The 12,719-nt window shown below is 54.7% G+C and carries 12 protein-coding genes; 5 read left to right on the forward strand and 7 right to left on the reverse strand.

What is annotated here, in order from left to right; all coding sequences use genetic code 11:
• Positions 1-427 precede the first annotated feature (427 nt).
• The 4 genes from ACY692_RS08615 to ACY692_RS08630 all read left to right on the forward strand — a co-directional run bounded on the left by ACY692_RS08615 (position 428) and on the right by ACY692_RS08630 (position 5,349).
• Positions 428-691 carry an AbrB/MazE/SpoVT family DNA-binding domain-containing protein gene (locus tag ACY692_RS08615; protein ID WP_462324947.1) on the forward strand — a complete coding sequence of 88 codons (264 nt, stop codon included), beginning with the start codon at positions 428-430 and terminating at the stop codon, positions 689-691.
• Positions 669-971, forward strand: coding sequence for a hypothetical protein (locus tag ACY692_RS08620; RefSeq protein WP_462324948.1), 303 nt, complete (start codon positions 669-671; stop codon positions 969-971). The genes ACY692_RS08615 and ACY692_RS08620 overlap by 23 nt, the downstream gene beginning before the upstream one ends.
• A 308-nt stretch (positions 972-1,279) precedes the next feature.
• Positions 1,280-2,455: an SWIM zinc finger family protein gene (locus ACY692_RS08625; protein ID WP_462324949.1), complete on the forward strand. Its 1,176-nt coding sequence runs from the start codon at positions 1,280-1,282 to the stop codon at positions 2,453-2,455.
• Positions 2,456-2,688: 233 nt separating this feature from the next.
• Entirely contained in the window at positions 2,689-5,349 is a 2,661-nt protein-coding gene (locus tag ACY692_RS08630) for a DEAD/DEAH box helicase (RefSeq protein ID WP_462324950.1), read from the forward strand.
• A gap of 214 nt (positions 5,350-5,563) precedes the next feature.
• Here ACY692_RS08630 and larB read toward each other — a convergent pair whose 3' ends face one another.
• From larB to ACY692_RS08665, 7 genes are all read right to left on the reverse strand, one after another.
• Entirely contained in the window at positions 5,564-6,304 is a 741-nt protein-coding gene (larB, locus tag ACY692_RS08635) for a nickel pincer cofactor biosynthesis protein LarB (RefSeq protein WP_462324951.1), read from the reverse strand.
• Positions 6,304-7,131 (reverse strand): ATP-dependent sacrificial sulfur transferase LarE, encoded by an 828-nt coding sequence (gene larE / locus ACY692_RS08640; RefSeq protein ID WP_462324952.1) that lies wholly within the window; start codon positions 7,129-7,131, stop codon positions 6,304-6,306. Before larE ends, larB begins: the two co-directional genes overlap by 1 nt.
• A 3-nt stretch (positions 7,132-7,134) precedes the next feature.
• Positions 7,135-8,397: a nickel pincer cofactor biosynthesis protein LarC gene (gene larC, locus ACY692_RS08645; protein ID WP_462324953.1), complete on the reverse strand. Its 1,263-nt coding sequence runs from the start codon at positions 8,395-8,397 to the stop codon at positions 7,135-7,137.
• 288 nt (positions 8,398-8,685) lie between these two features.
• On the reverse strand, positions 8,686-10,068 hold the full coding sequence (locus ACY692_RS08650) for a methyl-accepting chemotaxis protein (protein ID WP_462324954.1): 1,383 nt from the start codon (positions 10,066-10,068) through the stop codon (positions 8,686-8,688).
• Positions 10,069-10,547: 479 nt separating this feature from the next.
• Positions 10,548-10,787 (reverse strand): type II toxin-antitoxin system Phd/YefM family antitoxin, encoded by a 240-nt coding sequence (locus tag ACY692_RS08655; protein WP_462324955.1) that lies wholly within the window; start codon positions 10,785-10,787, stop codon positions 10,548-10,550.
• Complete coding sequence (locus ACY692_RS08660; protein WP_462324956.1) at positions 10,787-11,305, reverse strand: type II toxin-antitoxin system VapC family toxin; 519 nt, start codon at positions 11,303-11,305, stop codon at positions 10,787-10,789. The genes ACY692_RS08655 and ACY692_RS08660 overlap by 1 nt, the downstream gene beginning before the upstream one ends.
• Before the next feature lie 67 nt (positions 11,306-11,372).
• Positions 11,373-12,293: a transposase gene (locus ACY692_RS08665; protein WP_462324957.1), complete on the reverse strand. Its 921-nt coding sequence runs from the start codon at positions 12,291-12,293 to the stop codon at positions 11,373-11,375.
• Between the two features lie 161 nt (positions 12,294-12,454).
• Between ACY692_RS08665 and ACY692_RS08670 the strand changes: the two genes are divergently transcribed.
• On the forward strand, positions 12,455-12,604 hold the full coding sequence (locus ACY692_RS08670) for a hypothetical protein (RefSeq protein WP_462324958.1): 150 nt from the start codon (positions 12,455-12,457) through the stop codon (positions 12,602-12,604).
• Positions 12,605-12,719 lie beyond the last annotated feature (115 nt).

A 12,719-nucleotide genomic window follows, 5' to 3' on the forward strand; every position in this document is an offset into this window, starting at 1 on the left:
TGCAAAAACATGCCTTGGCGTTCTGCATGTGTTAACAGGTATTTTTGAGAAAGAACTCATGAAAACTTGTGATTACGTGATATTGGACCGGTTTTTTGTCGAAAGCTCTTCGGTGATGTGCGCTTTTACCACATGCTGATTGTCTTTGATACCTCCGGCATGCACATTCCTCCGAAGCAAGAATTGTGCTATGAACTTTTTGACGCGATTATTTCTTTATTACGATAAGTTATGGTGAAGAGGCGAAAATATGATAAAAAGATGCGGGAGGTCGTCCGAGATTTCGGACAATGAGAAGGGCAGGGTATCGTACTCTTGCCGCGCAGGGATTCGAAATCAGCAGTCAGGAGGATGAATTTTTTGACAAGATGTCATTTTGTCGTTATGTGCAATCCGTCTCGTACATCTCTAGCCAGGAGAAACCATCATGTTGGTGACCTTGGACAAGCGTGGAAGCATCAGTCTTCCCATCTCCATCCGCAAGGAATTGGGGGCCGAACCCGGCACTCCCTTTGAGATCGTTCTGGAACCCGGGGGGAATATCGCTCTTTATCCGGTTGAAATCTATAGAAAAGTCAGAGTGAATGCTGTCGGCGCGCACAAGCTCGAACAGGCCCGCTCATCGGAAACCGCTTCTCTGCCCGATTGGTTTGAACAGGATATGGACCATGCCGGAACTGATAGCGAATAAAAAAATCGTCAAAGATCTCGAGAAGATTCGCAACAATCCCATCCTACGCAAAAAAATGGCTAAAGCCATGGCCCTGCTGCGCGACAATCCAACCCATCCCGGCTTGCATATTGAGCGAATCGTCAACGACCCCACCGCCTGGTCAGCCCGCGTGGACAGAAAATACCGTATCTCTTTTGAACCGGAATCTCTTCTTCCCGGCGGTTCTCCTGATTGGACATCTCCTGTCAGACTTCTTCGTATCCTGACACACGATGATCTTTACCGATCGCCTCATTGACTTTGAGCGATTGAGTCATCCGGATGCTGGGGTTTGAGCGCGTGAAGTGCCTACCCTTTTAGAGATGTCATAACTCTGCAACTTGTCCATTTCGTGGACGATTTACAAGGTTGTGGGGTTGAAGATCCGTCCCCCGATCATGTTCTCAACAGGAGGATTATCCCCCGGGAAGGCCGAGCCCCAGCTCGGATGTCAACGAGCATCGTCGGGTTTGACAAACAACCCGGCAACGGCGAAGAAATCACCTCGTAATTATTGGACCCTGCTGAACGTATCCTGATTATCTGAACGTCAACCAAGGAAGAGCAATGAGTGGTTGGGGATGGTCACGCTATGTGCCGGTGGCTGAAAGAAGGCTGCAGGCCAAGCGGGAAATGGCCAAGCTGGAAAAAAAAGGCAAGAAGATCTGTCCCGTGGAAATCGAGGGACGGACCATTGCCCGCACCTTCTGGGGGAAGGGATGGTGCAACCATCTGGAATCATTTTCCGATTACGATAACCGTCTGCCCAGAGGGAGAACCTATGCCCGCAACGGCTCGGTCTGCCATCTGGAAATCAACAAGGGAAAGATTTCGGCCATAGTCAGCGGCTCTGAATTGTACAAGATAAAGATCGGAATCAAGAGGCTGCCCAAAGCCAGGTGGGACTCCATCAAGCAACACTGCGTGGGCCGGATCGGTTCCATGCTGGAGCTGTTACAGGGCAAAATTTCCAAGGAGGTCATGGAGGTGGTGGCCAACAGGGCAAACGGGCTGTTTCCGCTGCCCGGAGAAATGGAGTTCAAGTGCTCCTGCCCGGACTGGGCGGTGATGTGCAAACATGTGGCTGCTGTCTTGTACGGGGTGGGCAACCGGCTGGACTGCGATCCCGGGCTGCTCTTTGAGCTGCGAGACGTCGATGCCCAGGAACTCATTGCCCGGGACATGCACCTGCTCGACGCGCAACAGGCAGCTCAGGGCGATACTTTGGCCGATGAAGATCTGGGGGATCTCTTCGGTATCGAGATGGACGCGGAAGCGCTGAATGGGCCCGCAGCCGGCGAGGTCACGGAACCTGCCGGGAAAAAGCCGAGCAAGGCTTCAAGAAAACAGACATCCAAAGCTGCCAGTGGCAAGAACGTCAATAGGGGTTCAACAACTAGAAAGGCCAGGACCCAAACGAGTTCAGCAGCCGGCACGACCAATCCAACCACAGGAACAGCCAAGAACAAACCAGCCTCCAAACCAACTTCCAAACCGGCCACCCGGACCACCGCGGCCAAACCGGCCAAACCGGCCAAACCGGCCAAACCCAAACGTTTTTGTCCCACAGGTCCGCAGATCAGAAAGCTGCGTCAGGCCCAGGGGCTTTCCTTTCAGGAATTTGCCGATAAGGTAGGGTCCTGCGAAGGCTCGGTGCGCCGCTGGGAATCAAAACGCGCGAAAACCAATCTCCGCTCTGATTTTTTGCAGGTCATGCAGGAGATGTTTGAAAAAATGCAGTAGCTCGGCTCAACATCCTGGTTATATGACATTTCTTGTCTCAACTGTGGGGTTTTCAGTCAGCATGTTAGTCCCGACATGGGGCAGAGATCTCGGTACGCCCGTGCTTCCGGGAAGCGGTGCTTCGTTTTTTAAAACCTTGTAATTTCTTAACACTCTGAGATCTATTAAGTTTTTTAAATATCGTAACCCTCAACTCTCTAAGCTTTCCTGAATTCACAATCCTTAATTTCACCATGTCCATCATAACCATATCCCCTTCAGGGCGTCTCAGCCTGAACCCGGCCGAGGATCACGCCCTCGTTTCCCTGGCCAGAGACTTTAGCCGCAATTGGTGCGAGGGGCTTTTTGCCCTGGCCGCCCAGCGGGACGCATGGTCTGCCTATCCCGAGCTGAAATTCTGGTCCAATCTGGCCGCCATCTTTCTGACCAACCTCTGTCACACACCCCAGGAGGTCCACGAGCCGAACATTGAACCTCCTTCGGAAGCCACGTTGCAGTCCTTGGTGGAAACCGCTCCTCCCATGCGCGGGGGGGAGTATCTCAATGCTGACCTTCTGCTGGCGGTCTGGCACGCTTTAGCCGGGTGGGTGGAAGAGCACATCGCTTCCAATGGAGGGATTCAGCTCTTTCTACAGAACTATGCCCCAGACTGGAACATGGTCGGACGGGTCACGTTCCATCTGGCTGAAAACAAAAACGATGACACGCGCCCCTTTGCCTTTATGGCGAGCTTCAGCACCTCGCTGGGCGTTGATGGCCAGGCCCGTCATCTGCCGTTGCGCAAGGCCCTGGAAATGTACGCCGGAGCCGGGAACAAACAGGCCCTGATCAAACTGCTCGGTCCCATCTACAAGGCTGCCTCCCACTGCGATTGGGTCCAGACCATGGTGGAAAACGGCGAGATCTACCGGCCCATGGCCTGGACACCGGGAAGAGCCTATACCCTGCTCCGTGCCATTCCCCAGCTCGAGGACAGCGGGCTCATGGTCCGCGTTCCGGACTGGTGGCAGAAAAGACCGCGCCCCAAGGTGAGCGCCACCGTCGGAGAAACGCAGAAGTCCATTCTGGGTATGGAGACCCTGCTGGACTTCAGGGTCAGTCTCACCCTCGAAGGGGAACAGCTGAGTGGAGAGGCGTTGCAAGAACTTCTGGCCCAGGATGACAACCTGGTCCTTTTCAAGGGCAAATGGGTCGAAGTCGACCGGGACAAACTCAATCAGGCCCTGGATCACTGGAAAAACCTGGAAAAGACCGCCCAGGACGGGGGCATATCCTTTATTGAAGGCATGCGCCTTCTGGCGGGAACCGAGACGGATTTATCCGCAGTACACACCCAGGAAGAGGAGGCCGAAGACTGGGTTCAGGTTCATGCGGGAAAAGGACTGAAACGCATTTTGCGTGGACTCAGGTATCCAGACGATCCGGATGATCCCGAACTGACCCGGGGAGTACAGGCCACCTTGCGTCCCTATCAGCAGCAGGGGGTGAACTGGCTGCACGTTGTCAGCTCGCTGGGACTGGGAGGATGTCTGGCTGATGACATGGGGCTGGGCAAGACCTTGCAGGTGCTGACCCTGCTTAATTATCTGGCCGGACAGAACAGTCGCCGTTCTCTGCTCATCATTCCGGCCTCTCTGCTTGGTAACTGGCGGTCGGAGGCGGAAAGGTTCACCCCTGGGCTCAGGCTGTTTTTTGCCCATCCCTCACAAACCCCGAAAAGGGATCTGGAACGTGTGGCCAAAAATCCCCAGGAGCTTTTGCAAGATTATGACCTGGTCGTCACCACGTACGCGCTGGTCAGCCGTATGGACTGGCTCAAGGAGCAGGATTGGCAGCTGGTGATTCTGGATGAGTCCCAGGCCATAAAGAACCATGCCACCAAGCAGAGCAAGGGGGTTCGCCGCATCCCGGCCCATGCCCGTATCGCCCTCACCGGAACCCCGGTGGAGAACCACTTGAGCGACCTCTGGTCCCTGTTCGACTTTTTGAATCCCGGTCTCTTGGGCACGGCGTCGAAATTCAAATCATTCGCCAAAACCATGCACGAAAAGGCCGGAAGCTATGCCCCCCTGCGCAAGCTGATCAGCCCGTATATTCTGCGCCGGTTGAAGACGGACACATCCATTATCGCCGATCTGCCCGAAAAAACCGAGACCATCCGCTATTGCGCCTTGAGTAAAAAGCAGATCAAACTCTATCGGCAGGTGGTGGAGGGGATGAAAAAGGCCTTGAGTCAGGAGATGGAGGCCATGGATCGCCGGGGGCTGGTTTTGCAGAGCATGATGCGCCTCAAACAGATCTGCAATCACCCGGCCCAGTTTGTGGGAGATGGGGACTATGACCCGAAATACAGCGGAAAATTTGCCCGTCTCAGGGAAATAGGGCTGGAGCTGGCCGAGCGGCAGGAGAAAATGCTGGTCTTCACCCAGTTCAAGGAGATCATCCCGGCCCTGCATGACCACCTGGAAGGCATTTTCGGCCGGAGCGGCCTGGTTCTGCACGGAGGAACCGCGGTCAAAAAGCGAAAACATCTGGTGGAACAATTCCAAAAGGAAGACGGTCCCCCCTTTTTCATCCTGTCCATCAAGGCCGGGGGAACAGGACTCAACCTCACCGCAGCCTGTCACGTGGTCCACTTTGACCGCTGGTGGAATCCGGCCGTGGAAAATCAGGCCACAGACCGCAGCTTCCGCATCGGCCAGACCAAAAATGTCCTGGTCCACAAATTCGTGACCTCGGGGACCATCGAGGAAAAGATCGACGAGCTCATAGCGAGCAAGGAGAAACTCGCGACCGAGCTGCTTTCCGGCAGCGGAGAAATCCGCCTCACGGAACTGGGGGATGAAGAGCTTTTGGAACTGGTCGGTCTGGATATCGACCGGGCGTCGTTCTGAACGCTACCTTTCCGCGCAGCCGTATGATTGGGTGACGGAGGGTGGTGGGGATACTTGCAAGCCGGTGGGCGTTTGGTGGACTTGGATCCAGCCGCATCCTGACCGGTTTGTCCAGATTGGGGAGTCTTCAGGCGTCCTTGCAGAAGCAAGATGCATGGGGGTCTCATCCCGTCAGGGGGGGGGGTGGAGTTGTCCGGCGATCCGCAGTAGGTATTTACAGATTGTTGATCCTGCAGGCCGCGCACGCGGCCCCGAATCCGTTGTCGATGTTCACGACGGTCACACCACTGGCGCAGGAGGTGAGCATGCCGAGCAGGGCGGACAGCCCGGAAAAAGAGGCTCCGTAGCCCACGGACGTGGGAACCGCCACAATGGGCTGGGACACGAGCCCGCCCACAACGCTGGCAAGGGCCCCCTCCATACCCGCAATAACGATGATCACCCGGGCTGTGCGTATGGTATCGAGTTTGTCCAGCAGGCGATGGATGCCGGCCACGCCCACGTCGGAAATGAGCTGTGCGCTGGAACCGAGCATTTTGCAGGTTTCCCGGGCCTCCTCGGCCACGGGCAGGTCCGAGGTTCCGGCGGTGATAATGACGATTTTTCCCGGCCCGCGGTCCACAGGTTTGCTTGTCAGGGTGAGTGTCCGCCCCAGGGCGTTGTATGCCGCCTCCGGGCAATGGGAACGGACATGCTCGGCCATATCCGGTGGGACGCGGGTGGCCAGGATGTTGGTCTGCCCACCCATCCGTTCAAAGATATCGCCCACCTGTTCCGGAGTCTTTCCCTCCCCGTACACGATTTCCGGAAAACCGTTTCTGAGCCCCCGGTGCAGATCGAACTTGGTGTGTCCCAGATCCATGTAGGAGAGATCTCCCAGCCGCTCCAGCCCCTCCTCAACACCGAGCCTTCCTTCACGGATTTCGTGCAGCAAGTCACGCAAAGAAGTATCCATCAGTCGTTCTCCAAACATTTAATATCGGGCCGGTTCAGGCTGCCCATGCGGTATCCTGCCAGATCCAAGGTTACGTGCCGGTAGCCCAGTTCCCGGAGTCGTGCGTGGATGCCGAACCGCCTGTCCGCTTGGACAATCCTGGCCACCATGTCATGTGGGACCTCGATGCGGGCGATTTCGCCGTGGCTCCGCAAACGGACCGTCGCGAATCCGAGAGAACGCAGGATCCGCTCCCCTTGATCAATCCTGGCCAACTCGGCTTCACGGACACGGGTGCCGTGGGGAAGCCGGGTGAGCAAACACGCTCCTGCGGGCAGATCCCAGGTGGCAAGGCCGTGCCATTGAGAAATATCGCGGACATCTTCCTTGGCCATTCCGGCATCGAGGAGTGGGCTGACGACACCCAGTTCCTGCACCGCCCTGCGGCCCGGCCGGTGATCGTCCAGGTCGTCCGCATTGCTGCCATCCACCACGTGGACGATCCCGGCCTGTTCAGCCCGCCGGACCAGACGGCCGAAAAGGAATCGTTTGCACAGGTAACACCGGTCCAAGGGGTTGCTGCGCAGTGCGTCCAATATGGGCATGTTCACGATACCGTGGGATACACCGAGGTTCTTGGCCGTGACAACGGCACCCTTGATCTCGTCGGCCGGAGTATAGGGCGTGGCGCAGGTAAGGGCCAGGACGCTGTCCCCCAACGCTTCATGGGCGGCATGGAGGAGCAGCGTACTGTCCGCCCCGCCGGAAAACGCCACCAGCACCCGCTCCATGGCGCGCAATGCTTTCAGCAGTCGGGCGTATCGATCGTTGTGTACGGGGGTGAGCATGACCTATTCCTGCCGGGCCACAAGGGTATATATCTTTGTCAGGGGGATCCCGGTCCGCCGGGCAATCTCCCGGCACTCTTCGTATTCGGGCTTGGCGTGTACCACCTCGCCGTTTAAAAGGGCCTCCTTGATATGCACCGGGCCGTACGGGGTCTCGATTTTGCGGAACCGACGCTCCAGCGAGGTCTTTTCCACGGCGATGCTCTTTATGCCCAGGGTCGTGGTGTTGCAAAAAAGCATTTCTTTGAAACGGGACGCTTCCGCCTCGCCGCACAGGAGAGAGATCTGGGTGGCTGGACGATTCTTTTTCATGATGATGGGAGTGAAATGCACGTCCATGGCACCCTTTTCCATGAGCAGGTCCAAAACATGGCCGAGCTGTTCCCCGGTCATGTCGTCGATATTGCATTGGAGCAGCCGGGCGGATGCGGTGCCGTCCCCGCATGCGGGCTCTACACGGGCCAGGTGTATCCGCAGAAGATTGGGGAGCTCGGCCCTGCGGTGGCCGATGCCGTAACCGGATTTGGTCACCGTCAGGGCTGGGGTCGTGATGAATCTGTCCACCCGGGCGGCGAGGATGGCCGCGCCCGTTGGGGTCGTGGCCTCGTGGTCCGTGCCTCCCCGCGTCGTGGGAATCCCCTCGAGGATGGCCACCGTGGCCGGCGCCGGCACGGGAATGATGCCATGGGCGCAGCGAACCTGACCGCCCCCCAGCTCCACGGGTGAGGCCCAGACCGCGTCCACCCCCAGATACTCCAGACAGATGGCGGCGCCCACGATATCCACGATGGAGTCTGTGGCACCCACCTCGTGGAAATGGACCCGGTCCACCGGTTTGCCGTGGACCTTTGCCTCAGCCTCAGCCACCCGGGAAAAGATGGCCAGGCTGGTTTCCTTGACCGGATCGCTCAGGGTGGAGGCCATAATGATGCCGCGGATATCGGCAAAGGTGCGGTGGGGGGGGGCATGGGGCTGATCCGGGCCGTGCCCGTAGTCATGATGGGCGGGCCGATCCTGGTGATCATGGGATCCATGGTCGTGATGGTGGCCATGGGAACCGTTTGCAGGGCGCAGGCACACGTCAACACGCGTGCCCATGATGCCGTTCCTTTCTTCCCTGGTAACGGCCAGTTTAAACTCGTCGCTGATGCCGAGTTTGTTCAGTTCGGTCCGGAGGTAATCGGGGCCGACGCCCAGATCGATCATGGCGGCGAGATGCATGTCGCCGCTGATCCCGGCGAAACAGTCGTAGTAGAGTATATTCATTCTTTACAGCAGGTTGTAAAAAGGTGGTTCCGAGGGACGGGGGCGATACGCCTGCGCCCATAGGCGGGTCCGGCCCGGGAGCCCTACATGCTAACCGCCTGTAATTTCTTAACTCTCTCAAATTTCTTGCGGTTGCAATTTTGATCCTTGGGAAATGCACCTGGATAGTCGCAGAATGTCTTTTTCTGTGTCGTTCTCTGGTTCTCTGTTGCTCGAGCGACTTTGCGGGCGGGCGTTTGGGCTTTTATTGGGTTGCGGGCGGAGCCGGCCTCGGAAGGAGGGGGTGGGTTAGTCTTTCTGCATGGAATCGATCAGTCCCCTCAGGCTGGAGGCAAGGTCAGTCAGTTCCTGCAACGATCGTGACGCGTGTTCCATGGTCGTATCCACATTCTCGGCTATTTCACTCACCTCCAATGTGGATCGGTTGATCTGTTCGCTGGCTGCAGATTGTTCTTCTGCGGCGGTTGCAATGCTCTGGACCTGGCTTGCGGTCTGCTCGCATTCCAAAACGATCCGTTCCAGCGCGCTGCCGGATTCCGAGGCACGCTCCGTGCTTTGGGCCACTGATTCCACGGCCTTTTCGGTTGCCGAGACGTTGTTGTTGGCGCTGCTTTGGATGGCAAGGATGGCTGTTCCCACCTCCTTGGTGGCCTGCATGGTTTTTTCCGCCAGCTTGCGCACTTCATCGGCCACCACGGCAAATCCCCGTCCGGCGTCGCCTGCTCGGGCCGCTTCAATGGCGGCATTGAGTGCCAGAAGATTGGTTTGATCGGCAATATCCTCGATGACGTCGAGAACTTTACCGATATTTTCAGCCTGACCACCAAGGCCGACCATGGACGTTTTAAGGGTTTGGGCGTTGGATTGGACCTCGTTGATGGATGCAACGACTTCGCTGACCGTTGTGGAACCCTTACGGGCCTCTTCTTTTGCCGTATCTGCAGATTCGGCTGCGGCATGGGCATGCGCGGCAACTTCGCCCACCGTGGCATTCATCTCTTCCATGGCGGTTGCGGTCTCCGTTGTTCGGTCCCGTTGTTCAACCGACCCCTTCCGGGCACTGGAAACAGCCTGCGAAAGTTCCTCTGTTGCACCGGTCAGCCGTTCGAAAATTTCATGGGCCTTGAGGGCTGTCTCGCTCACCTGTTCGCTTTTCTCCCGAACCTGGGCCTCACGAGTACGCATCTCGGTCATGTCGAGATAGAGACACATCCCGCCGACAATCTTTCCATCAAGATCACGCAGGGGACACATGTTGATCAAAACAGGGACATCACGGCCGTCATGGGCCTTGAAAACGGCATCGATGTTGTTCCGTTTCCGGCCGGTTTCCATACAGGTCTTGATGACAGCGTCTCTGTCGTCCTTGTAAAAAATCTGGGAAATCCGGCGCCCGTAATATTCCCGAGGATCCTGATCAAGGGCCATCATTGTTAGACATTCTCGGTTAAGAAAGGTGATGTGTTGCTCTGTATCCACTGTTGCGCATGGGATGGGCAGACCGCGCAGGACACCCTGCAGGTATCCCTTCTGGTGGCGGAGTTCCGTAACGATGGCATCCACGGTTCCGGCCAGACCGCAAACCGCTCCGGCATCAAGGCCATGGAGTGCATCGAGATCTCCCCGGGCGATTTTGTTCCCCCACTGAAGAAGCCGCTGAGCGGGATCCATATAGATTTTTTTTGATGCAAAACCGGTTACGAATGCAAGGAGGGCAAAACCAACAAGTATCACTGATAACGAACTGATATCGTCAATCAAAAGTGATGCAATAGATGCAATAATTGCGTATCCTAATGCGTACAATGCGCAGATTTTCCATCCAGTGCTCATTGCTCTCCTCCATATGATTTATACTAATAATATTAGATATTGAATTAAAAAGAAATGTTTGCTATGCAACGAATCGCTTGACCATGACAGGCTGGTTGTATCCTCCCTCCTGTTCGGTGCATAAGGTCGAGACAGATCACGAGGATGCTCGTGGGGAATAATGCATGGTGAATGGTGAACGCAATGCGTTTTTTTGCCGAATGACTCAAAAAGGGTAGGTGCTGGGGTGAAACTAGGGCAGACACGGGAGCCTGCCCTTCTGGATTTGATGTTGGTTATGACCGATGATGACCCGTGCTTCTTCTGTTTTTTGGGGGTCAGTCTTGATTTGAGTGTTCGGCATTCCTTGAACGGGATTCTTCTATTGCATCAAGGATGTCCGTTGTTGTTGCTTTTGTTTGTATGCCTGGAACGTCAAATGGTGATTTAGGTGATTTGGTAAATACAATTTTAAATGTCTCGCCGTTTCTACGTTTAATAATAACATCCTCTGTTTTTGCAAAATCGAGAACAGCTGAAAATTTTTGACGAGCCTCTGAATATGTATAGACCTTCATCAGGCCACCTCCATAACGTGAATGCCCAAATTATAAGCAACTTCAATCATACGTCGATCAATAGTTATCAATGGGCAATGTAAAGAAAGGGCACATACTAAAAAATATGCGTCATATGCGTAAATATTATATTGAGATGCTATTTTAAGTGCATCACGGATGTTAACGCTGCGTAAATCAACCGGTATTTGTTGTGTAGCATCCCAGATAGACAACAAATCATCCGGTTCAAGTCTACGTCTTTTCAGCATTGCTGATAACGCATTTCCAATCTCAAAAGGCAATATATCCGGGGCAATTAAATCGTGGCCTAAAGTACATTTGATAATCCTGTCTCTCTCCGGTTCATGGAGGGTAACTGCCAAAAACGTATTTGTATCTGCTATTATTTTCACATGTACAATTGTGCTAGTGAATAGGGTTTCTGTCAAGATGATTTTTAAATCCCGTACGTGGCCATCAGCGCAGAAAGAGGTGCTCGTAAGAATTCCCGACGCTGATGGCTGATAATTTTTCAACTTTTATCCTGGCCCTCTATCCCTTTGTATGAGCCCGGACTTCATCGTGATCAGAATTTTGGCGATGTCAATCTGTTCGGAGTCTTTTCATCGAATAGACTCCTTGTGCCCCGGTCAGGCTGGTGAATGTGCGTGTATCCTTGGATTGGAGCAGATGTTTGATCTGATCGAAAACTTCCTGTACGAATTCCTTTGATCCCAAAATGCCGGCATCGCTGAAGTATCTGGTTCGGTAGCAGAAGAGTTCGAACCGCTTGAGTTCGAAATGCTTCTTTCTCTCCTTTTTCACGATTTTCGCGTCCATGGGCTTGCCCTTGCCCGTGTCCACAGCACCGGTTTCATAAACGAATTGTCTGTATTTGCGCATGATCTCGGATGGTTCGCGTTCTCCCCATTCCTTCATCCCGAAATCCACGGAAAGCAACCCGTCCTTGTTGGCCGTCTGGACATGGTAGCCCATGGAGCACCATCTATATGCCTCCGGTTGTTCCACAATCCCCGCACGAACCGGATTCAAATCCACATACGCCAACAGGTTGATCAGAGAACGACCGTTCTGGACGATCAGGGATTTGAATCGATCCCCCCAGAAATACCCCTTTCTACCATGCCGCTTGTTGTAGTAGCGCGTGAATACCTGTTTGATATCCTTGACGAATTTGGCCAGTGAGGACCAGCGTTCCCTGAATTTCGGGATGGTCTGATCGCTTATCTCCCGACCTTCGGGAAACCATTTTTCCAACCGTTCCCGGACCTGATCATCCGAAAAGTGGTCCTCCGTGTACATGCGGGTGACCAAATGGAAGTGGTTCGACATGATGCAAAATCCCAGCACATCCACAAAATAGAACCGACTCAACCTCCGGATGAGACCCAGCAGGTAGTCCTTCTCGGGGTTTTCCAGTGGAAACCCATCCAAAGCGGTTCTGGAAATGATGTGGTAGACGGTAGGAGTGTCCGAGCGAACAAACCGAGCTATTCTGGGCATCTGGAACCTCAGGGTGTAAAAGTGCAAGGCAAGAGACGATTGTCGAGAGGGGGGGGGAGGCAATGATCTTGCCCCAGCCGTCGAAATTTTTCAACTTTTATCCTGTCCCGTAATTCGATACTGTTTTGTCCCTTCCGGGAACGCCGAGCGTCTGCTCGGCAATGCGTGTACAAACCGGCAGAAAACAGGGAGAATGGTACCGTCGGATCAACGATGACGATATACCACTAGGCATTGTCCGAAAGGCCGAGCAGACGCTCGGCGTTCCCGGGAAAAGCCACTGCCTCATGCCGAGTTATGGTGCTGAATAGTTACAATACAATTTTAAATGTCTCGCCGCTTCTACGTTTGATAATTATCAACTTTTATCCTGTCCCGTAATCCATACTGTCCCGTAATCCATACTGTCCCGTAATCCATACTGTC

Source organism: Desulfoplanes sp., from assembly GCF_054921335.1.

Coding starts and splice junctions, on each gene's coding strand:
- ACY692_RS08615 (WP_462324947.1), top strand. CDS start 428: ATGTTGGTGACCTTGGACAAGCGTGGAAGCATCAGTCTTCCCATCTCC.
- ACY692_RS08620 (WP_462324948.1), top strand. CDS start 669: ATGCCGGAACTGATAGCGAATAAAAAAATCGTCAAAGATCTCGAGAAG.
- ACY692_RS08625 (WP_462324949.1), top strand. CDS start 1,280: ATGAGTGGTTGGGGATGGTCACGCTATGTGCCGGTGGCTGAAAGAAGG.
- ACY692_RS08630 (WP_462324950.1), top strand. CDS start 2,689: ATGTCCATCATAACCATATCCCCTTCAGGGCGTCTCAGCCTGAACCCG.
- larB (WP_462324951.1), bottom strand. CDS start 6,304: ATGGATACTTCTTTGCGTGACTTGCTGCACGAAATCCGTGAAGGAAGG.
- larE (WP_462324952.1), bottom strand. CDS start 7,131: ATGCTCACCCCCGTACACAACGATCGATACGCCCGACTGCTGAAAGCA.
- larC (WP_462324953.1), bottom strand. CDS start 8,397: ATGAATATACTCTACTACGACTGTTTCGCCGGGATCAGCGGCGACATG.
- ACY692_RS08650 (WP_462324954.1), bottom strand. CDS start 10,068: ATGGATCCCGCTCAGCGGCTTCTTCAGTGGGGGAACAAAATCGCCCGG.
- ACY692_RS08655 (WP_462324955.1), bottom strand. CDS start 10,787: ATGAAGGTCTATACATATTCAGAGGCTCGTCAAAAATTTTCAGCTGTT.
- ACY692_RS08665 (WP_462324957.1), bottom strand. CDS start 12,293: ATGCCCAGAATAGCTCGGTTTGTTCGCTCGGACACTCCTACCGTCTAC.
- ACY692_RS08670 (WP_462324958.1), top strand. CDS start 12,455: ATGCGTGTACAAACCGGCAGAAAACAGGGAGAATGGTACCGTCGGATC.